The organism is Actinophytocola sp., from assembly GCF_036402745.1.
Taxonomy (GTDB): Bacteria; Actinomycetota; Actinomycetes; order Mycobacteriales; family Pseudonocardiaceae; genus Actinophytocola.
This window is the reverse complement of the sequence record NZ_DASWSJ010000012.1, coordinates 39,064-59,923: the sequence shown is the minus strand read 5'-3', so window position 1 is coordinate 59,923 and position 20,860 is coordinate 39,064. Positions and strand designations below refer to the sequence as shown.

The window sequence follows — 20,860 nt, the reverse complement described above, 5'->3', positions numbered from 1 at the left end:
CGTTGTTCTGGACGCTGCTGGCGTCGATGTCCTATGCCGACGCCGAGGTCCGGCCGCTGCTCGACCTGGAGGGGCTCACCGCCTGGGAGGAGGGCCGGACCACCGGCTACGCCGCGCTCGACGAGGCGGTCACCGCCACCGGGTTCTACGACGCCGGCGGCCGGGTGACCGCGGCGGGCTACCGGCCGTGACGCCCGTGGTCGCGGTCGACCTCGCCGGCCTGGGCTTCACCGAGGGCGCGCACCTGCTCGTGCAGCGCGCGCTGGCCAGGCTGCCGCCGGGTGGCCGGGTCGAGGTGTCCGGCCGCGACCCGGCGCTGCGCGTGCACCTGCCGGCGTGGGCCCGCGGCCGCGGCCACCGGGTCGAGTGGGCCGCGGACGGCGTGGCGGTCGTGGTCCGCGGCAGTGCCGAGGACGCCCGCTGGTTCGGCGCGGAGCGGGCCGGGCCGGCCGAGCCCGCCGGGTTGCGGGACCGGCCGCCGGCGAGCTGGGGGCTCGGCGCCCGCGGCGCGCTGCTCGAGGCGGGCGGGCCGGAGCCGCGGTTCGACCTGGACGAGCGGGACCTGGTGTGGGCCGACCTCGCGCCGAGGCTGTACGCGCAGGCGGCGTCGCGGCAGTGGGACCCGGAGGCCGCGGTGCCGTGGTCGGCGGAGTTCACCCTGCCGGCCGACGTCGAGGCCGCCGTCGTGCAGGTGATGACCTTCCTGGTGGAGAACGAGCAGGCCGCGCTGGTGGTGCCGGCCCGGTTCGTCGGCCGGATCCACCCGCACTTCCGCGAGGTCGTGCAGCTGCTCGCGGTCCAGATGGCCGACGAGGCGCGGCACATGTCGGTGTTCGCCCGCCGGGCGCTGCTGCGCGGCCCGGAGCTCGGCACGTCCTCGGCGGGCGGCCGCTCGTCGCTGTTCACGCTGGTCACCGAGTCCGACTTCGCGCTCGCGTCGTTCCTGCTGTCGGTGCTCGGCGAGGGCACGTTCGTGGACCTGCTGGCCTTCCTCGAGCACACCGCGCCGGACCCGGTGACCCGGCGGATCTGCCGGCTGGCCGGGCAGGACGAGCGCCGCCACGTCGTGTTCGGCATGGCCCACCTCGCCCATCAGTCCACAGTGGACCCGGCGCTGAAGGACCGGCTGCGGGCGGCCGTCCACCGCCGGCACGACGCGCTGGTCGACACCGCGGGCCTGAACCGGGACGTGTTCGACGCGCTGGTCGTGCTCGCCGCGGGCAGCTGGGCGCCGGAGGACGTCGCCGCTGGCTACCGCCGGGTGCAGGAGCTGCAGTACGCGATGGACCAGGGCCGGCAGCGCCGCCTCGTCCGGCTGGGCTTCCACCCGGACGAGGCGGCCGCGCTGTCGGCCCTGCACACCAAGAACTTCATGTGAGGGTCAGGACTTCGGCGCCGGGTCGGTCGGGTTGAACTCGTCCGGCACGATCAGGTCCTTCGGGTCCAGCGCGAGGACCTCCTTGGTGGACAGCTCCTTCGGCAGCACCGTGATGTCGTGCGCGAACTGCTCGGCGGTCACCCTGGGCTGGGTGTACGAGGCATTGTTCGCCTCCCACGCGGCGTCGAAGATCTTCGCGTCGACGTCGCCGTACCGGCCGCGCACGTTCGCCTTCGCCTTGGCCGGGTCGTCCATCACCAGCTGCGCGGTCTTCGAGATCGCCGCGGCCACCTTCTTGACCGTCTCCGGCGCCTTGCCGATGTACTCGCCGGTGGTCATCAGCGTCGAGGAGGACGTCGGCGTGTGCTCGGCGGGGAACTGCCCGGTCGGCCCCTCGATCCACATGACACCACCCGCGGACAGCACGCCCAGCTCGGACACCGGCGGCGAGGCCTGCAGCGCGTCGATGGCGCCCGCGGACATGGCGGCCGGCATGTTCTCCTGCTTCATATAGACCGGGTTCACCTTCGCGCCAACGCTTTCCGCCGAGCTGATCACCGGCGACTTGAGCGAGGAGGTGGCGCTGGCGAAGGCTATGTTGAGCCCGTCGAGGTCCTTGAGCCGCTCCCCGATCGGGATGTCCGGCGCCTTCACCCGCTCCTCCAGCGGGGTGTCGGTGCGCACGCCGAGCCGCTGGGCGGTCTCCTTCGACAGCACGACCGAGCCGGACAGTCCTGAGTAGAGCCTCGCGATCGCCTTGACGTCACGGCCCTCGGCGTTGCTGGTGATCACCTCGGGCGCGCCGGCCGCGGCGAACTGGACGTTGCCGGACAGCATCGCCGTCACCGCCTGGGCGCCGCCGTTGCTGTTGACCAGCTCGACGTCGAGCCCCTCGCCCTTGAACATCCCGAGGTCGGCGGCCATGCGCACGAGCTGGGTCGCGAGGCTCTCTGAGCTGATCGCGATCCGGATGGTGCCGCCGGCGTCGCCGCCCCCGCCCCCGCCACCGCCGCCGCACGCGGTCAGCGCGAGCGCCGAGGCGGTGAGCAGCGCACCCCATCGGGCGGCCCGAGTGCTCCGGAACATGTGCCTCTCCTTCCCCGCGACGCGGGAGTGTCCTGTGTGGATCAGACGGCTCTGGTGACCGCACGCGAGTAGCCCCACGGCACGGCGACCTGGGAGGCCGGGCCCTCCCCGCCGGTCACCGCGACCAGCAGGCTCGACGCGTCCGGCAGGACGGGGACCCGGTCGGCGGCGTCGAACCACGTCGGCCAGATCGGGGCGAGCCCGCGGCCGCGCAGGTCCTCGCGCGGGTTGCGGGCGGTGTCGAACAGGAACTCCTGGACGTCGCGGCGGGTCCAGCCGGCGGTGGCCAGCAGGCGGGCGTGCTCGGGGTTGAGCAGCAGGATCGTCTCGGCGGTGGCGACGTAGGCGGCGTTGGAGCCGAGCGTCGCCATCGAGCTCGCGAACGTGCCGAGCAGCCGCGCCGGCTCGGTGCTCTGCTGGTCGAGCATGTTGTGCGGGCCCTCGCACTTGAGGACGGTCACGGTGGTCGCGCCGGGGTGGCCGAGGTCGGCGTGCAGGCCGGGCCACGGGCTCGCGGCCAGGTTCTCCGCGCAGCAGTAGGTGAACTCGGCCGGCGAGCCCTGCGCGGTGAGGTCGGCGCCGCCGGGGACGGCGCCGAGCAGGAAGGAGTAGCCGAGCGCGACCGCGCGGCCGGTGGTGGCGTTGGCCTCGAAGCCGGGGCCGAGCGCGCCGCGGCCGGCGGCGAAGCCGTAGCGCTCGTGCTCCGGTCCGCTGACGAGCACGAGCGTGCCGCCCGGGTGGGTGGTGATCGCGGCCTGGAACAGCCGGAACTCGGGCGCCGCCATGGCCTCGTAGGCGGCGAGCACGACCGGTGCCCACTGTGGACGGCAGCCCGCGGCCACCGCGACCGCGGCCACCTCGCGGGCGGTCACCGGGGTGTCCCGGGGCGGGATGGCCGGCCAGACCGGGGTGTCCGCGGCCCGGCCGGCCGCGGTGAGGAACTCCTCGACCCGGCGCGGGGTCGGTGCGACGAGCGGGAGGCCGTCGCCGAGCAGGCTGTCCCGCATGACCGCGGTGAACTCGGCCGACGGGTCCTCGCCGGGCAGGTCCAGCAGGCCGGTCGGCTCGGCCGGGGACGGCGCGGCGATGGGCCGGGCCGCGAACCTGGCGTGCAGGTCGGCCGGCGCGCCGCGGAGGCCGTCGAGGATGTCCTCGAGCACCTCCTTCGTCTCGGCGGCGACCTCGTCGCGGCTCGCCGAGCGCAGTGCCCGCAGCGTGGTGACCGGCAGGCCGGGCGCCATCCGGGCCGCGGCGGCGAGCGCCTGCCGGCCGCCGATCTCGGTGGTCACGACCGACACGGGCACGCCGAGCCGCTCGAGCTCGGCGGCGACGATCGCGGTGGGCTGGCTGACGCCCCAGTCGCCGAGCGCGAACACGACGCCGGCGACGTCCTGGTCGCGGACCCAGCGGGCGACCTGCGCGAGCCGCTCGCCGGTGCCGCGCAGCAGGTCGTCGGTGTGGTGCAGGACCTCCGTGGCACCGCCGAGCGCCGCCTCGACGACGTCGAAGATCGCGCGGTAGGGGCCGTAGTCCGGGGCGAGCTTGCCGTTGTCGAACAGCATCACCCGGTGGCCGGTGAGGTCGCTGCGGCGCGGGGCGAGGGCGGCCGGCTCGGCGGGGGCCGGGATGCGGGGATCGATCACCTGAGTCGCCACGTGCCGTGCTCCCCTCCGTTGGGTACTCTAGAATATATTCTAGCGATTTGTGGTGCACAAGGGAGGTAGCGGGTGGGGCCACTGAGCGGGCTGCGGATCGTCGAGCTGGCCGGCCGCGGACCGGGTCCGTTCGCCGGCATGATGCTGTCGGACATGGGGGCGGAGGTCGTGCGGGTCGACCGGCCGGGCGGGGACCGGCACGTCCAGGCGCCCGATCCGCGGCTGGAGCTGGTGGTGCGCGGGCGCCGGTCGGTGCTGGTGGACCTGAAGCACCCGGCCGGCGCGGACGTGGTGCTGCGCCTGGCCGACCAGGCCGACGGGATCTTCGAGGGGTTCCGGCCCGGGGTGGTCGAGCGGCTGGGCGTGGGGCCGGAGGTCTGCCTGTCCCGCAACCCGCGCCTGGTGTACGGGCGGGCGACGGGCTGGGGCCAGGACGGTCCGCTCGCCGCGGCGGCGGGGCACGACATCAACTACATCGCGCTGGCCGGCGCCCTCGAGCCGATCGGCCGGGCGGGCGGGCCGCCGGTGATCCCGCTGAACCTGGTGGGCGACAACGCGGGCGGCATGCTGCTGGCGTTCGGCATGGTGTGCGCCCTGCTCGAGGCCCGGGTGTCCGGCCGCGGCCAGGTGGTCGACGCGGCGATGGTGGATGCCGCGTCGCTGCTGATGACCCAGTTCCACGGCCGCCGCCGCAACGGCACGTGGCGCGACGAGCGCGGGACGAACTACCTGGACTCGGGCGCCCCGTTCTACGACGTGTACGAGACCGCCGACGGCCGGTACGTGTCGATCGGCGCGATCGAGCCGAAGTTCCACCGCCAGCTCTTCCGCCGGATCGGCCTGGACCTCGCCGGTCTGGCGGAACCCATCGCGCACGCCGACTGGCCCGCGCTGCGCGCGCGGCTGACGACGCTGTTCCGTACTCGCACCCGCGACGAGTGGTCCGCCCTCCTCCTCGGCACCGACTCGTGCTACGCGCCGGTGCTCGGCCTGGCGGAGGTGCCGACGCACCCGCACCACGTGGCCCGCGAGGCGTTCGTGGACGTCGGCGGTGTGCCCCACCCGGCCCCGGCCCCACGGTTCAGCCGGACCCCGGGCGCGGTGGCCTGCCCACCCCCCGCCCCGGGCGACGACTCCGCGAAGGTGCTGTCCGACTGGGGCTTCACGCCAACGGAGATCAACGGGCTCACGGGTGCGGGCGCCGTCCACTGACCCCGCGGAACTGTCGGTCCCCGCCGGTAACGTGGAAATCGGGGGGCCCCCGGGCCGTGCGAATGGGCCGTTCGCACGGCATTCATCCGGCAGGCGCGGCGATTCACCCATCAGCGCAGTTCTGGGATCACTTCCTCGGCCAGCAGCGTGAGCATCGCGTCGGCCTCGCGTCGCGGGCAGGCGATCCGGAAGATCACCACGTCCACGCCCACCGCCAGGTACTCGCGCAGCCGGGCCACGCACTCCTGCGGCGTCCCCGCGATCAGGTACTTCTCCGCGAACGACGAGAAGTCCTGCCGGTAGGTCCGGCCCACCCGCTCGGCCGCCATCGCGCGGGCCCGGTCGCCGTCCTTGTCCACCGTGGTGAACGCGAACAACGCGGTCCGCCCGCCCCACTCCGGGCGGCCGTCGGCCCGGGCGTACGCCTCGATCGCCGCGCGGCCGTCGGCGACCTGCGCGGGCGTGCGCAGGTACGGCAGCCACGCGTCACCCCACCGGGCGGCCCGGCGCAGCGCCGGGGGCCGGCGACCGGCGATCCAGAACGGCGTGCGCCGCGTCGGCCGGGGCGCGAGGGTGACCCCGGAGAACGACGTGAACCGACCGTCCACCGATACGTCGGCGGAGGTCAGGAGGCGGTGAACGATCTCGAGGGCCTCGTCGGTCCGCGCGCCGCGCGACTCGACCGGCACCCCCGCCGCCTCGAACTCCCGCGGGTACTCCCCGCCGATGCCGACCCCGAGGGTGAACCGGCCGCCGCTGGTGACGTCGAGCGAGGCGGCGAGCTTGGCGGCGACCGCCGGCTGGTACAGCGGCAGCAGGGTCACCGCGCTGACGAGCTTGATCCGCGAGGTCACCCCGGCCGCGTACGCCAGCGAGATGAACGCGTTGGTCGTCGGCCCGTGGAAGACCAGGTGCTCGCCGCAGGCCAGGTAGTCGAACCCGGCGTCCTCGGCCAGCCGCGCGAACGCCGCGGGGTCGGCCCCGGACTGCAGCGTGACGCCGAACTCCGTGGTCACGATCGCCTCCCAACGGAATAACGGCTGCTAGAGTCCGTGACTATAGGATAGATCAAGTGCGGACGGAGGCGGCTCAGCGCACACGCCTCCGACCGCAACGTACCCGCGCGAGTGGCCGGCGCGCTCGCCGCGGGTCGGCGACAACGGAGGACGCTGATGGTGGACATCCTGATGCCCTACGCGGAGCAGACGACCGGCTCGGCCGGCCTCGCCGCGCCCCGACTGTCCACTGTGCACGGACGGACCATCGGCATCGTCAACAACAGCTGGCGTTGCATGAACGTCATCGCCGACGAGCTCACCGCCCTGCTGCGCGACGACTACGGCGTCGCGCGGATCGTCGAGCGGCGGATCTCGGCGGCCCAGACGCTGCCCGACGACGTGCTCGAGGCCATGGCCGCCGACTGCGACGCCGTCGTGGTCGGCATCGGCAATTGAGGCTCCTGCACATCGTGGTGTATCCACGATTCCGTTGAGCTCGAACGGCGCGGGGTGCCGTCGGTGACGCTGTTCACCGCGGCCTTCGCCGGTCTCGCGGTGGCCGTCGCCACGGGGGCCGGGGCCGTCGGGCTGCCGCAGGTCGTCCTCCCCCACCCGCTCAACGACCGGCCCGAGCCCGACATCCGGGCCGCACTGCGCGAGCGGGCCGCCGCGATCGTCGAAGGGCTGACCTCGCCATGCTGATGTCCTCTGTGGAGGATCTGCCGGACGACGTCGAGGTCGTCAGCGCGTGGTTCCACGAGCGCGGCCACACCGACGGCCTTCCCGTCGTGCCGCCCACCCGTGCGCGGGTGCTGCGCATGCTCGCGGGCACCACGCGCGACCCGGCCGCCTCGCTGGGCCCGGTGCCGCCCGCCAACGGCGCGGCGACGGTCGAGAAGCTCGCGGTGAACGCGGTGCTCGCCGGCTGCCGGCCGGAGTACCTGCCGGTGGTGCTGACCGCGTTCGAGCTGATGCTGGAGCCCGGTTTCCAGCTGGCCGGCCTGCAGCCGACGACGAACCCGCTGACCCCCATGCTGATCGTCAACGGCCCGATCCGGCAACGGATCGGACTGAACTGCTCGACCGGCGTGCTCGGGCCCGGCTGGCAGGCGAACGCCACGATCGGCCGCGCGGTGCGGCTGGCGCTGATCAACCTCGGCGGCGCGCGACCGGGCGAGGTGGACAAGTGCACGCAGGGCTTCGTCGGCAAGTACACGTTGTGCGCCGGCGAGAACGAGGAGGACTCGCCCTGGGAGCCGCTGCACGTGGAACGCGGTTTCGCGCTGTCGCAGGACGTGGTGACCGTGGTGGGCGTGAACGCGGCGATGAACATCCACGACTCCAGCGCCGACTGGACGGACGTGGTGAAGACCTTGTGCGGCAGCCTGCCCAGCCTCGGCACCCCGAACGTGGTCGACCCGCACGCGACCCCGGTGCTGGCCCTGAACCCGCTCCACGCCCAGATCCTGCGCGACGGCGGTTTCGACAAGGCCGGGCTGAGGCGGCACCTGGTCGAGAACACGACCCTGCCGCCGGACGCGCTGTCCAACCGCCGCGCGCACCTACGCCGCGGCGAGGGCGCGGAGCACTACCTGGTGAACGGCCGCATCCCGATCGTCAACGACCCGGCCTCGCTGATGCTGGTGGTGACGGGCGGCATGGGCGGCGGCCACTCCTGCTTCCTCCCGGCCGGCCACTACGGCCAGGCCCGCTCAGCCGAGATCACCCCCTGAGCCGCCCCTCGCGTCAAGACCGACCGAGCAAACGTCCACCTCCGCACCTCCCATCCTGATATATGATATGCCCACCATCGGTGGCATCGAGGCCGCCGCAGGCGAGAGGAGTGGTCACATGCAGCAGGCCGTCGAGAAGGCACTGGACAACGTGCGGCCCGCGCTCGCCGCGGACGGGTTCGATCTGCGGATCGGGTCCATCGAGCCGGACAACTCCGTGCGGGTCGTGCTCGAGGCGTTGCCCGACGCGTGCATGGAGTGCCTCGTGCCCGACGCGGTGCTCGTCGCGATCCTGGACAAGGCCATTCGCGACGAGGAGCCCGGCGTCGGCCGGATCCACGTCGACAAGGTCGGCTTCGACGCCCCGGCGGAGCATTAAGGCCCGTCTCGTAGATCTTCGTGTGAAGTCCTGCGCCGACCACCGGAACCTCAGGGGACCGTGACGACACCCAACCACCACCCACCCCGACACCCACACCATCCGCCGGAACGCAACGCACACTGTCAATCCCGGGGAGGCGGACTAGGTGTCTCGTAGATCATCGTGTGAAGCCCTGCGCCGACCACCGGAACCCCAGGGGACCGTGACGCCACCCAGCCACCACCCACCCCGACACCCACACCATTCGCCGGAACGCAACGCACACTTTAAATCCCGGGGAGGCGGACTAGGTGTCTCGTAGATCATCGTGTGAAGTCCTGCGCCGACCACCGGAACCTCAGGGGACCGTGACGGCACCCAGCCACCATCCACCTCGATACCCGCACTATTCGCTGGGACGCAACGCACACTTTTAATCCCGGGGAGGCGGACTAGTTCGCCAGCACCAGCTTGCCGGTCGCGCGCCGCTCGGCCAGGCGCCGGTGCGCCGCGTTCACCGCGCCCAGCGGCAGCACCTCGTCGACCAGCACTCGAACCTGGCCGCCGGCAACCAGCTCGAGGCAGCCGACCAGCGCGTCCCGCACGGCGGCGGCGGGCATGGCCAGGCTCGCGTGCCCGCGCAGCGTCACCGACCTGCGGTACAGCGTCGCGAAGTCGACCTCGCCACGCGCCCCCGCGCTCACGCCGAACACGGTGATCCGCCCGCCGTCGGCCACCGAGCGCACCGCCGCACCGGTGAACGCCCCGCCGAGCCCGTCGAGCACCACCGTCGGCTCGAACGAGCGGACGGCGGACCGCAAGCCGTCCGCGTCGCACCCGACGACGCGCTCCGCGCCGAGGTCGAGGCGGTCGGACGAAGAGGGAGTCTGCGCCCACACCCGGGCTCCCGCCGACCGCGCGAGCTGCACCGCCAGCGAGCCGACCCCACCGCTGGCGCCGAGCACGAGCACCCGGTCCGCCGCCGTCACCCGCTCGACGAGCGCCCACGCGGTCACCCCCGCGAGCCCGATCCCCGCCGCCTGCACCGGATCCACCCCGTCCGGCAGCCGCACGACACCAGCCGAAGGCACCGCGACCTGCTCGGCGTAGGTACCGGCCCGCCGCAGCCCCAGCCCCGCCCCGTACACGACGACCGGCCCCGAGCCCGCTACCCCGACCCCGTCGCAGCCCGGCACGAACGGCAGGTCGACCCGGCCGGCGCCGCCGTCCCGCAGCCGGAGGTCGATCGGGTTGACGCCGGCGTGGGTCAGCCGGACGAGCACCTCGTCGGGCCCGGCGACGGGGTCCGGCACGTCGTCGATCCGCAGCGGGGACTTGAACTCGTGCAGTCGCGCGGCCCTCATGCCGGCACCGCCTTCGCCCGCGCGAGCAGCCCGGCCAGCCGGCCCGGCGCGCGGTCCGCCGCCAGCCCCCGCACCGCCGCGACCAGCTCCGCTACCACCGCGTGGTCGGCGGGCGCCGCGCCCCACGCGGCGCAGTCCCACACCTTCGCCTCCACCGCGGCCCAGTCCATGGGGTTTCCCGGATGCCCCAGCGGATGCTCCGACCGCCGGGTGACCACCGTGCCGTCCCGCCGGTGGACGTCCACCACGATGGGCATGGGGATGACCCGGCCGGCGGACCGGTCGAACCCGGGGTCGAGCACCGGCTCGACACGTTCGGCCAGCGCCAGCACCTCGGGATCGCGGATCGCCGACTCGGTCAGGCCGGCCAGCGTCACCGCGCCCCGCACGGCCGCGATCGCCACGATGAACGGCAGGCTGAACTGCGCGTCCATCGACGAGGCCGGCCGGCGGCGGCGCTCCAGCGGGTGCACCACCTCGTCCCAGCTCTCCTGGCTGTTGACGTGCACCACGATCCGCTCGATGTCCGCGGGCGCGACCCCGGCGGCCAGCGTCGCGCCGACCGTGTTGTGCGTGATCCGGCAGACCGGGTACGGCTTGACGCTCGCGCCGGCCGACTCCCACCGATCACCCAGCTCGGACACGAGGACCGAGCGGTCGTAGGTGCCGCCGTGCCAGTAGCTGAGCCAGCCGTACTCCCCCTCCAGCACCTCGTGCGGCCCGGTGATCCCCAGCGCGGCGAGGTCGGCGGACTGCACGGCGGTCTGCGCGGTCACCCCCTGCTGCACGCGAATCGCCAGCGACGCCTCCTTGATCGCCTGCTGGTTGCCGGCGAGCGCGGTGTAGGCGTTGCCCAGCGCGTCGAGCGTGCGGGACTCGTCGAGCCCGCGCAGCAGCGCCGCGACCAGCGCGCCGCCGAGCGCGCCGCACTGGTAGGTGAACGACCAGCCGCGCGGCCGGTGCCGCGGGCCGGCGACGTGGTACTCCGGCGCGAGCCCGAGCCGGCACATCACCTCCTGCGCGGCGACGAGCGCGGTCAGCAGCCGGCCGCCGTCGAGCGCCGGGTCCTGCTCGGCGAGCGCCAACGCGATCGGCGCGGTGGCGACGGTCGGGTGCAGCAACGCCTTCTCGTGCACGTCGTCGAGCTCGAGCGCACGGCTGATCGTCGCGTTGAGCAGCACCGCGTGCGGCACCGATGTGCGGACCGCGGATCCGATGACGCTCGCGACCGGGCGGCCGCCCCAGTCCTCGACCGCGCGCAGCAGCTGCGGGACGCCGTCGGCCTGGGTGCCGGCGAGGGCGGCGGCGACCAGGTCGAGCAGCCGCCGCTTGGTCCCGTCGAGGACCGCCTCCGGGATGTCGGCGAGGGTCAGCCCGCCCGCCCAGCGGACCAGGTCGAGCATCGCGTCGCTGGTCCGGTCCGGCTGGAGGGTGTTCGGTGCCGCCATTGGCCTGCCGCCTTTCACTCACCGATTTGCTATATCATATCCTGATATGGAGCTCCCGCCCCTTCCGCACCCAGACGCGTACGACGCCCTCCCCCAGGCGGTCTCGACATGACGCCCCGGATCCTCACCCTCGGCCGCGGCTACGCCTGCCGGTTCGCCGCGGACACCTTGCGGCGAGCCGGTTTCCCGGTGGAGACCACCGGCGAGCTCGCCGACTTCGACATCTGTCTCACCGACGACCCCGAGCCACTCGCGGCCCTCCTCGGGGGCGACGAACCGTGGCCGGCCGCGCACCGGAGCCTGACGCTCGTCGAGCTCGGGTGGCCGGCCGCGCTGCCCGACGCGAACGCGCGGATCGCCGAGCTGTCCGGCATCGGCGCGGCCATCGGCGAGCCGGACGGGCCCGGGCTCGCCCCGCCCGGCCGGATGCTCGAGGCGATCGCCGGGCTGCAGGCCGCCACCGGTGCGCTGGCCGGCTGGCTCGGCGCGCGGCGCGACGGCATCGGCGAGCACGTCGTGGTCGACCCGGTCGCCTGTCTGGCCGGGATGTCCGGCGTCAACGCCATCCAGTTCCTCAACTACGGCCGCCCGTGGCGCCGCTCGGGGCCGAGCGCGTCGGGCTCCGGCGGCCCCTTCCCGTTCCGCATGTTCCGCTGCCACGACGGCTGGGTCGTCGTCATCTGCCGGGCGCGGGTGGAGTGGGAGGCGTTCCTGGCCCTCCTCGGCGACCCGCCGTGGGCCGCCCGCCCGGACCTCGCCGACCAGCTCGTGATCGCGGCCGAGCACGCCGACGAGGTCGCCGCGCTGATCACCGAGATCCTGCGCGAGCGGACCGTCGAGGACGTCGTGGCCGCCGGCCGCGCGTTCCGGGTGCCGATCGCTCCACTTCGGACCGCCGGAGAGGCGCTGGCCGACCCGCGGCTGCTCGACGGGACGGACCCGGTGCCGGCGGTCACCGCGCACCGGCCCACGCCGCGCCCGTGCTCGTGGACCCCGCGCCCCGGCGGCCCGCTCGCGGGGCTGCGGGTGCTCGACCTCGGCTGGGTGTGGGCGGCGCCGGTGGCGAGCGCGTGGCTCGCCGACCTCGGCGCGGACGTCGTCAAGGTCGAGAGCCTCGACCGGCTCGACGTGGGCCGGCGGCGCGGCGTGGACTTCCCGGCCGGGCTGGCCTCGGACCGGGCGACGCTGCCCGGGTACGAGCGGGCGTGGCTGTACAACGCGGCGAACCGGAACAAGCGCGGCATCCGGCTGGAGCTCAAGGACCCCGCCGACCACGCGCGGTTCCTCGCGCTGGTCGCGTCGGCGGACGTGGTCGTCGAGAGCTTCGCCACCGGGGTGCTGGAGCGGCTCGACCTGGCGCCGACACGGCTGTTCGCGGCCAACCCCGCGCTGGTGCTGCTGTCGATGGGCGGCCGGACGATCGACGGCGAGTACCTCGCCCGCAGCTACGCCCCGATGCTCACCGCGCTCGCCGGCCTCGAGGCCGCGGTCACCGACCGGTCCGGCGCCCCGCTGGGCCTGCTGAACTGGGGCGTGGCCGACCCGAACGCCGGTGCCTGGGCGAGCTTCGCGGTGGTGTCCGCGCTGGCCGCCGACCGGGGTGGCAGCCACCTGCTGCTCTCCCAGCTGCGTGCGCTGGTGAACACCTGCGTGAGCCACTACCGCGGGGCCGACCCGCCGCAGGTCGAGCTGCCGGCCGCGGCGGAGGTGACGCCGGCCCACCTGGCCGGCACCGCGCCGGGCGCGCTGGGTGAGCTGTACCGGTCGGTGCTGGTCCGCGGCTGGTCGCCGGAGTTCGGCGAGCGGCTGGCGTTCACGAGCCCGTGGCGGTTCCGCCGCATGCCGGTCGGCGTCCGTACGGCCGCGCCCCTGTTCGCGTCGACATCGGTGGCCGAGGTCCAGAACGAGTGGCGGACCGCGGGGGCTCTGGCGCCGGCGGACATCGCGACGTAGCATTCGCTCCAGTCGCTAGGATATATTTTTTATCGCCAGCCGCGGAACCAAGCGAGGTCGCCGATGACCACACCGCCCGAACCCCACTACGAGGTCCTCTGGCCGCTCGGGCGCCGTGGCGGCCTGCCGGCCGGCGACCTCGCCCCGCGACCGACCGACCTCACCGGCAAGCGGGTCGCGTTCGTCTGGGACCACGTGTTCAAGGGCGACCTCATGTTCGCCCGCTTCGAGCAGGCCGCACGGGAACGCTTCGCGGGCACGGAGTTCGTCCCGCACCCGGAGTTCGGCAACATCCACGGCACCACCACCGAGGAGCACGACGCGGTCGCCCGGTTGCCGCAACGCCTGCGCCAGCACGAGATCGACGCGGCGGTCGTCGGTGTCGGGGCTTGAGGCTCCTGCACGCCCGCCGTGTTGCGGGCCTGCGTGGCGATCGAGCGGGCGGGGGTCCCGACGGTCGCGATCGTCTCCACCGAGTTCGAGGTCATGGCCGGCATGATCGCCGGCGCGCTCGGCGTGGCCGACATCCCGCTCGCGGTCTACCCGGGCGTGATGCTGACCGACTCCGACACCACCTTCGAGTCCAAAGTGGACGCCGAGGTCGTGCCCGCGCTCCTCGCCGGGCTCCTCACCACGCCCACCCGGCACCCGGCGCGGCCCGAGCCGGAGCCGGCCCGGGACGAGATCGTCCTGCGCGGCGGCTACGACGAGATCCTCGACGGCTTCACCGACCGGCACTGGACCGACGGCCTCCCCATCGTCCCCCCGACCCCCGCCAGGGTCGCCGCGTTCCTCCGGCACACCGGCCGCGACCCCGGCGAGGTCCTCGGCGTCCTCCTGCCGGCCAGCCGCGAGGCCACCGTCCACACGGTCGCCGTCAACGGGGTGATGGCCGGCTGCCGGCCGGAGTACCTGCCGATCCTCGTCGCCGCGGTCGAGGCGATCGCCGACCCGGTGTTCCGCGTCGAGGACGCCGGCAGCACCCCGGGCTGGGAGCCGATGGTGCTCCTGAGTGGACCGTCGGCGAAGGAGCTGGACTTCAACTCCGGCACCGGTGCGCTGCGCGTCGGTCAGCGGGCCAACACCTCGGTCGGCCGGTTCCTCCGGCTCTACCTGCGCAACGTGGCGGGCCTGCGGCCGATCCCGGACGAGACCGACAAGGGCGCGATCGGCGCCACCTTCAACGTCGCGCTGGCCGAGCACGAGGCGGCCGTGCGCGACATCGGCTGGGCGCCCTACCGGGTCGACCGGGGCTTCACCGAGGCCGACGACGTGGTGACCGTCCGCAGCGTGTACGCGGCCAGCGCGCCGATCTACAGCGGCGGCGCCCGCGCCACCGACCACCTCGCCACGATCGCCCGGCTGCTGACCGACGTGCTCGGGCCGTGGTGCTACCACAACTTCATCTACGAGGCCCAGCACCCGTTCGTGGTGCTGGGCCCCGCGATCGCCGGGATCATCGCCGCCGAGGGGCTCACCAAGGACGACGTGCGGCGCTACCTCTACGACAACGTGTGGCTCGACGGCGCGTGGGTGGCCCGCTACGGGCGCGGCGTCAGCGGCAAGAAGTTCGAGTGGCCGGACCTCGTCGCCCGCGGCAAGGCGCCGGCCGAGTACGCCGACGCCGAGGAGACCGGGCGGCCGGTGCGCGGGCTGATGCGTCCCGAGTGGATCGACATCGTGGTGGCCGGCAACCCGGGCCGCAACCAGTCCCGCGCCTACGTCGGCAACCACGGGCAGGGTGTGCCGGTGAGCCGCCGCGTCGAGCCGCGGACCGGCCGAAAGACCAGCTGACCGACGAGAACGGGAGCGTGCACACGTGATCATCACCGATGCCCAGGCACACATCTGGGAACCGGAGACACCGGACCGCCCGTGGCTTCCCGGTGGGAGGGACTTCGCCCACGGCGACCAGTTCGCCGCCGATGAGCTGCTCGCCGAAATGGCGGCCGCCGGGGTGGACGCGGCGGTGCTCGTACCGCCCTCGTTCGAGGGCGACCGCAACGACACCTGCCTCGCCGCCGCGCGCGAGCACCCGGACAAGTTCCGGGTGATGGGCCGAATCACGCTCACCGACGAGGCCAGCCGCGGCAAGCTCGCGACCTGGCGGGACGAGGCCGGCATGCTCGGCATCCGGGTGACGTTCAGCCGGGGACCGGCCGCGGACTGGCTCACCGACGGCACCGCGGACTGGGTGTGGCCGGAGGCCGAGGCCGCGGGGGTGCCGGTGATGGTGTTCGCGCCGGGCGGGCTCGAGGCGGTGGACAAGATCGCCGCGCGGCACCCGAACCTGCGCCTGGTGCTCGACCACCTGGCGCTGCGGACCGACGTGCGGGACGAGGGCATCGACCCGGTGCTCGACGACCTGGTGAAGCTCGCGCGGCACGACAACATCGCGGTGAAGGCGACCTGCCTGCCCAGCAACGTCACCGAGGGCTACCCGTTCCCGTCGCTGCACGACCGGATCCGCCGCGTGGTCGACGCCTTCGAGCCGCCGCGGGTGTTCTGGGGCAGCGACATCACCCGGCTGACGTGTAGTTACGACGAGGTCCGCCGGCTGTTCGCCGACGAGCTCGGGTTCCTCTCCCCCGCCGATCTCGAGTGGATCATGGGCCGCGGGGTACGCGAGTGGCTCGGCTGGCCGTGATGAGCTCGCCTGTGTCCTCGACCCGGGCGGCGCCCCGGCCCACGTCGGGCGCGGGGCACCCGCTGCTGGAGGTGCGGGACCTGCGGGTCGAGTACCGCACCTCCTACGGGCTGACCAATGCGGTCAACGGGCTGTCCTATGCGGTGAACCGCGGGGAGACGCTGGCGATCCTCGGCGAGTCCGGGTCGGGCAAGTCGGTCGCCGCGCGGGCGGTGCTCGGCATCGTCGAGTCGCCGCCCGGCTACGTCACCGGCGGCGCGGTGCTGTTCGACGACGTCGACCTGCTTCGGTTGTCCCGCAGGGAGATGCGCAGGATCCGCGGCGAGCGGATAGCGATCATCTTCCAGGACGCGCTCACCGCGCTGAACCCGGTGTTCACGGTCGGGTTCCAGATCGCGGAGATGTTCCGGGTGCACCGCGGCATGTCCCGCGCCGACTCCTCCGCCCGGGCCGTGGAGCTGCTCGACCGGGTGCGGATCCCCAACGCACGCAACCGGATCGGCGACTACCCGCACCAGTTCTCCGGCGGCATGCGGCAGCGGGTGATGATCGCGATGGCCATCGCGCTGGAGCCGGACCTGCTGATCGCCGACGAGCCGACCACCGCGCTGGACGTGACCGTGCAGGCGCAGATCATGGCGCTGCTGGCGGAGCTGCGGCACGACCTCGGCATGGGCCTGGTGCTCATCACGCACGATCTCGGCGTGGTGGCGGAGGTGGCCGACCACGCGGTGGTGATGTACGCCGGCCGCGGCATCGAGTACGGGTCGATCGGCGAGGTGTACGACAGCCCGGCGCACCCGTACACCCGGGCGTTGATGCGCTCGATCCCGCGGGCGGACCAGAAGGGCGGCCGCCTCGAGGCGATCGACGGATCGCCGCCGAACCTGTCGGCGATTCCGGCCGGGTGCGAGTTCCACCCGCGCTGCCCGCTGGCGGCGCCGGTGTGTTCGGTCGAGCGGCCGTCGGTGGTCGAGGTGGGCGCCGGCCGGCGGTCGGCGTGTCATTTCGCCGGCGAGGTGGTGCGTGATGAGCGGAGCGAGCCATGAACACAGCGAGCGTGGAAGAACCCGTGCTGCGGGTGGAGAACGTGGTGAAGTGGTTCCCGGTGCGGGAGGGCACGGGGCTACGTCGTCACTCCGGCGAGGTCAAGGCGGTCAACGGGGTCAGCTTTTCCTTGCGGGCCGGTGAGACGCTCGGGCTGGTCGGCGAGTCCGGGTGCGGGAAGTCCACCTTGGGCAGAACGCTGCTGCGGCTGGACGAGCCGACCTCGGGCCGGGTGTTCTACCGCGGGCGGGACGTGTTCGCGATGGGCCGGCGCGAGCTGCGGGAGGTGCGGCGCAAGATCCAGATCATCTTCCAGGACCCGTACGCGTCACTGAACCCGCGGATGACGGTCGGCGACCTGGTGACCGAGGCGTGGGCCATCCACCGCGGGATCGTGCCGCGGGCCAAGCACCGGGTGCGGGCCGGGGAGCTGCTGGAGCGGGTCGGGCTGGATCCGTCCTTCATGGACCGTTATCCGCACCAGTTCTCCGGGGGGCAGCGGCAGCGGATCGGCATCGCCCGGGTGCTGGCCCTGGATCCCGAGATCATCGTGTGCGACGAGCCGGTCTCCGCCTTGGACGTCTCCGTGCAGGCGCAGGTGATCAACCTTCTGGCCGACATCCAGGCCGACTTCGGACTGTCCTATGTGTTCATCGCGCATGACCTGTCCGTGGTGCGGCACATCTCGGATCGGGTCGCCGTCATGTATCTCGGGCGGATCGTCGAGCTCGGCTCCGAAGACGCCATCTACTCCCGGCCTGCTCATCCGTACACCCAGGCCCTGTTGTCCGCGGTACCCGTTCCGGATCCTTCTCGGCGGGACAGCGTGCGGCGGATCTTGCTGGAGGGGGACCTGCCCAGTCCTACCGCCTTGCCCTCCGGGTGTTCGTTCCGGACCCGGTGCTGGAAGGCTGCCGAGGTGTGTGGCACGGAGGTGCCGGAGCTGGTGGATCGGGGGCAGGGGCATCCTTCGCGGTGTCACTTCGCCTCGGCTGCCGACGGCTGAGTCCGGCTGCCTTCCGGGGTGAGGGCTCTGCTGTTCGCTCCGCTTTGCCGTGGGTCAGGGGGTGGTCACCGGCATGCTCACCAGCTGCGTGATGTTGAACGGCTGCAGCACCGCGCTGTGCGGGCCGCTCTTGCCTCCCGCCACCACGATCCCGATGTCCTCCGGGGTCACCGACGGGCGGAGGAACTCCCGGTCGCCCTCCACGTGGAGGCAGCGGGCCTTCCACTCGCGCATCGCCTTGCCGTCCGTTCCTCCCACGCCCGTCAGCTCTATCGTGCCGTGGTCCCACAGGTACCGGCGAATGGACGGCTTGTCGTAACCGTTGCGGGACAGGTGTTTCGCGTGTACCGGGCCTATCACGACCAGCGGCTGGGCGGTGAACAGCAACAGGTTGCTCCCACTGCTCATCAGCGCGCCGGCCAGGCCGTCGAGGATCGCTATCGGGTCCTGGGACAGGATCGCGATGTTCTGGGGGGCCGTCACCCCCGCCGCCGTCACCACCGAGTCCTCCGGGGCGAAGCCGCGCTCCACATGGAACGGGTCCCACGGGCTTTCCTCTTCGTTCTCGGCTATGCACGAACCGTATTTGTTCGGGTTGCCCAGGGTGGACATGTCGCCCAGCACCGGAAGGCCGCCGCCGATGTTGATCATGCAGAGGCGGATCGCCCTACCGATGGTGGCGTTCGCCCGCCAGCCCTGGCCGAAGAGGTTGTGGCCGCTGTTGACGTCCAGGTCGAGTCTGGCCGGGCCGTTGACCACCAGCATCACGCCGGCCGGGTTCGTGGTTCCCTGCACGCCGTACAGGTTCAGCCGAGGATCCAGGATCGCCCGGACGCCGGCGAGCACGACCGGGAAGAACTCCGGGCGACAACCCGCCAACACCGCGTTCACCGCCACGTGGTGGACATACGTCCGCCGCCAGCGAGGTGGCATCGTGCCGAGCAGCTCGCCGCCCTCGGCCGCGCCCAGCATGCGCTCGACGCGGGCCTCGGTCGGGGCGACGACCGGCAGACCGTCCGTCCACTTCGAAGCGTAGAAGAAGTCCTCCATCGCCTCGGGGTCGTCGTAGCCGAGCAGGTCGCCGGTGACTTCCTTGTCCGCGAAGGACATCAGGGCCTCCCAGGGATAGTCAGGCCCGCGAGGATCTGGTCGAACGCACGATGCGCGCGCGCCACGGCCTCCTCGGTCGGCACTCCGCCCATCGGGTACTCCACGATCGCGAGCGGCAGCCCGGCGAGGCCGAGACCCTCACTCTCGTATTCCGCGATCATGCGGAACGTCTCGCCGACGAGGGTGACCGTCGGCAGGTTGCGCTTCTCCAGCTCCACGGCGTCATGGACACTCCACGACGTGCAGGAGCCTCAATCGCCGAGTGCGACGACGGCCGCGTCACAGGTGCGCCCGAGCTCGTCGAGCATCGCGACCGGCGCACCGCTGCTACAGCTTGCCTTCTCGCGGTAGACCGTCCCCGCGATGCCCTGCCGCGCACCGAGAAGGTCCTCGGTGGTGTGCAACAGGACGTCGCAGTTCGGCTTGAGGTTGCCGATGAAGCCGACCCGCTTGCCGCGCAACGTGTCCAGCCGGCGGGCGAGCTGGAGCTGTTGCTGGTCGTCGAACGGCACCGGCCGGAACACGTGCAAGGTCATGATGGTCTCCTTCAACGGGGGCACGAACTAGGCGCGGCCGTCCTCCCGGACGTCCACCGGGAACTCGACGGGACCAGTCTCCTCCGACGGCAGTGCCATGATCCCCGTGCCGGGCATGATGTCGTCGCCGCGGTTGTTGATCGAGTGGAACTCCACCTTCACGTAGCCCGTGCCGGTCTTGGCCCCGCGCCACTTGTCGACGACCTTTCCGCCGATCCGGAACACGTCGCCGTTGAAGAACATGCCGCGGAACTGGAAGTCGAGCTCGGCCACCCAACCGTCGTCGCCGACCCAGTTCGTGGCGAAGTACGTCGCATAACCCCCGCGCTGGGAGCCGTAGTCGTAGGCGGCCGGCATACCGATCTCGGCGGCCATGTAGTCGTCCCAGTGCACCCGCTCCACCGCCTGCGGGATGCCGGTGACCGGGTCCTTCACCGCCACCTTCGGCGAGGACTTGCGGTACTCCATCCAGTACTTGCCGCTGCGCACGTGCGGGGACCCGATGCCCTGCAACCAGGTGACCATGTCCGGCAATGTCAGCGGACCCTTCACCACCGGGTCGGTGTCCTGGCCGACCTCGACGCTTTCGAAGTACCGCGGCGTCGCCCCGCGCGGCAGCTCCCGCTCGAGCTCCGCGTCGATCTGCGCGATCTCCTCGTCGGTGTAGGTGGCCTTCGCGATCTGGGTGTACTTGCCGCGCTTCTTGGACTCCTCGCGCTCGGCCCGGATCACCGGCATCACCTGGATCGCGACGAGCTCGTCGCGCTGGTTGTAGAAGCGGATCTCGTCGGCCTGGATGTACATCTTCTTGCCGGCGAGCCGCCCCTCCATCGGGTCGGCGCGGACGAGCTCCTTGGTGGCGTGCAGCTCGTCACCTTCGAACAGGGGCTGGAAGTAACGCCACTGGTCGCCGGAGTGCAGGCCGTGCACCCCGGGCAGGCCCTGGCCGCGCCGCAGGTCCCAGCTCCCCCAGGCCGCCGCGTAGTAGATCGCCGGCGGCGCGACCAGCCGGCCGTACCGGGTGGTCGTGGCGTACTTGGGGTCGACGTAGAGCGGGTTGTCGTCGCCGATGCTCCGGGCCACGTGGGCGATGCTGTCCTGGTTCACGTAGCGCAGGTACGGCTGCTGAATCGGATACCGCTTGCCCAGCCTGGCCTTGAGTCTGGCCACGGCCTCGTCGGTGATCTTGCCGTACTCCGGATTCGCGTCGTCGTCGCTCATCTGACCTCCCGTTCGCGTGCGCCCGTGTCGTGAACCTCGCCGCGAGGGCGGTAGCGGCTATGGTAGACGCTATATTATAGCTTTCCTGTGTTCGGGAACAGTGGT

19 protein-coding genes are annotated in these 20,860 nt (G+C 72.6%); 11 read left to right on the top strand and 8 right to left on the bottom strand.

Features of this window, described 5'->3' with window-relative positions; translation table 11 throughout:
- On the top strand, positions 1-191 hold a 191-nt coding region (locus tag VGD70_RS01125), incomplete at its 5' end, for a hypothetical protein (RefSeq protein WP_331077145.1).
- The gene (locus VGD70_RS01120) at positions 188-1,378 is read left to right on the top strand and encodes a ferritin-like domain-containing protein (protein ID WP_331077144.1); all 1,191 of its coding nucleotides are present in this window, start codon (positions 188-190) and stop codon (positions 1,376-1,378) included. The genes VGD70_RS01125 and VGD70_RS01120, both read left to right, overlap by 4 nt.
- Positions 1,379-1,381: 3 nt before the next feature.
- On the opposite strand, the gene VGD70_RS01115 is transcribed toward VGD70_RS01120, so the two are convergent.
- Positions 1,382-2,464, bottom strand: a complete 1,083-nt coding sequence (locus tag VGD70_RS01115) for an ABC transporter substrate-binding protein (protein WP_331077142.1) — start codon at positions 2,462-2,464, stop codon at positions 1,382-1,384.
- 41 nt (positions 2,465-2,505) lie between these two features.
- Positions 2,506-4,119: a UGSC family (seleno)protein gene (locus tag VGD70_RS01110; RefSeq protein WP_331077141.1), complete on the bottom strand. Its 1,614-nt coding sequence runs from the start codon at positions 4,117-4,119 to the stop codon at positions 2,506-2,508.
- A 72-nt stretch (positions 4,120-4,191) separates the two neighbouring features.
- Between VGD70_RS01110 and VGD70_RS01105 the strand changes: the two genes are divergently transcribed.
- A complete protein-coding gene (locus VGD70_RS01105) occupies positions 4,192-5,331 on the top strand; it encodes a CaiB/BaiF CoA-transferase family protein (RefSeq protein ID WP_331077139.1) in 1,140 nt (379 codons plus the stop codon).
- A 110-nt stretch (positions 5,332-5,441) separates the two neighbouring features.
- Here the strand turns inward: VGD70_RS01105 and VGD70_RS01100 are convergent, their stop codons facing one another.
- Positions 5,442-6,347, bottom strand: coding sequence for an LLM class flavin-dependent oxidoreductase (locus VGD70_RS01100; RefSeq protein WP_331077137.1), 906 nt, complete (start codon positions 6,345-6,347; stop codon positions 5,442-5,444).
- Between the two features lie 156 nt (positions 6,348-6,503).
- Here VGD70_RS01100 and VGD70_RS01095 point away from each other — a divergent pair, with 156 nt between their 5' ends.
- From VGD70_RS01095 to VGD70_RS01085, 3 genes are all read left to right on the top strand, one after another.
- Positions 6,504-7,031: a UGSC family (seleno)protein gene (locus VGD70_RS01095; RefSeq protein ID WP_331077135.1), complete on the top strand. Its 528-nt coding sequence runs from the start codon at positions 6,504-6,506 to the stop codon at positions 7,029-7,031.
- Complete coding sequence (locus tag VGD70_RS01090; RefSeq protein WP_331077134.1) at positions 7,031-8,062, top strand: hypothetical protein; 1,032 nt, start codon at positions 7,031-7,033, stop codon at positions 8,060-8,062. Before VGD70_RS01095 ends, VGD70_RS01090 begins: the two co-directional genes overlap by 1 nt.
- Before the next feature lie 118 nt (positions 8,063-8,180).
- The gene (locus tag VGD70_RS01085; protein ID WP_331077133.1) at positions 8,181-8,441 is read left to right on the top strand and encodes a NifU family protein; all 261 of its coding nucleotides are present in this window, start codon (positions 8,181-8,183) and stop codon (positions 8,439-8,441) included.
- Between the two features lie 434 nt (positions 8,442-8,875).
- Here VGD70_RS01085 and VGD70_RS01080 read toward each other — a convergent pair whose 3' ends face one another.
- Both VGD70_RS01080 and VGD70_RS01075 read right to left on the bottom strand, forming a co-directional pair.
- Positions 8,876-9,787, bottom strand: coding sequence for a quinone oxidoreductase family protein (locus VGD70_RS01080; protein ID WP_331077132.1), 912 nt, complete (start codon positions 9,785-9,787; stop codon positions 8,876-8,878).
- Entirely contained in the window at positions 9,784-11,235 is a 1,452-nt protein-coding gene (locus tag VGD70_RS01075; protein ID WP_331077130.1) for an MmgE/PrpD family protein, read from the bottom strand. Before VGD70_RS01075 ends, VGD70_RS01080 begins: the two co-directional genes overlap by 4 nt.
- A gap of 108 nt (positions 11,236-11,343) precedes the next feature.
- Between VGD70_RS01075 and VGD70_RS01070 the strand changes: the two genes are divergently transcribed.
- The 5 genes from VGD70_RS01070 (at position 11,344) to VGD70_RS01045 (ending at position 17,888) form a co-directional block, all read left to right on the top strand.
- A complete protein-coding gene (locus tag VGD70_RS01070) occupies positions 11,344-13,188 on the top strand; it encodes a CoA transferase (protein ID WP_331077128.1) in 1,845 nt (614 codons plus the stop codon).
- Between the two features lie 63 nt (positions 13,189-13,251).
- Entirely contained in the window at positions 13,252-14,982 is a 1,731-nt protein-coding gene (locus tag VGD70_RS01060; RefSeq protein WP_422653098.1) for a UGSC family (seleno)protein, read from the top strand.
- 25 nt (positions 14,983-15,007) lie between these two features.
- The gene (locus VGD70_RS01055) at positions 15,008-15,835 is read left to right on the top strand and encodes an amidohydrolase family protein (protein WP_331077122.1); all 828 of its coding nucleotides are present in this window, start codon (positions 15,008-15,010) and stop codon (positions 15,833-15,835) included.
- Positions 15,835-16,884 (top strand): ABC transporter ATP-binding protein, encoded by a 1,050-nt coding sequence (locus VGD70_RS01050; protein WP_331077120.1) that lies wholly within the window; start codon positions 15,835-15,837, stop codon positions 16,882-16,884. Before VGD70_RS01055 ends, VGD70_RS01050 begins: the two co-directional genes overlap by 1 nt.
- A gap of 11 nt (positions 16,885-16,895) precedes the next feature.
- Positions 16,896-17,888, top strand: coding sequence for a dipeptide ABC transporter ATP-binding protein (locus tag VGD70_RS01045; RefSeq protein WP_331077149.1), 993 nt, complete (start codon positions 16,896-16,898; stop codon positions 17,886-17,888).
- A 54-nt stretch (positions 17,889-17,942) separates the two neighbouring features.
- On the opposite strand, the gene VGD70_RS01040 is transcribed toward VGD70_RS01045, so the two are convergent.
- The 3 genes from VGD70_RS01040 to VGD70_RS01025 are packed head-to-tail and all read right to left on the bottom strand — an operon-like array spanning position 17,943 to position 20,755.
- The gene (locus VGD70_RS01040; RefSeq protein ID WP_331077119.1) at positions 17,943-18,998 is read right to left on the bottom strand and encodes a hypothetical protein; all 1,056 of its coding nucleotides are present in this window, start codon (positions 18,996-18,998) and stop codon (positions 17,943-17,945) included.
- On the bottom strand, positions 18,998-19,534 hold the full coding sequence (locus VGD70_RS37040; RefSeq protein ID WP_422653097.1) for a UGSC family (seleno)protein: 537 nt from the start codon (positions 19,532-19,534) through the stop codon (positions 18,998-19,000). The genes VGD70_RS01040 and VGD70_RS37040 overlap by 1 nt, the downstream gene beginning before the upstream one ends.
- Before the next feature lie 27 nt (positions 19,535-19,561).
- On the bottom strand, positions 19,562-20,755 hold the full coding sequence (locus VGD70_RS01025; RefSeq protein WP_331077113.1) for an FAS1-like dehydratase domain-containing protein: 1,194 nt from the start codon (positions 20,753-20,755) through the stop codon (positions 19,562-19,564).
- Between the last annotated feature and the right edge of the window lie 105 nt (positions 20,756-20,860).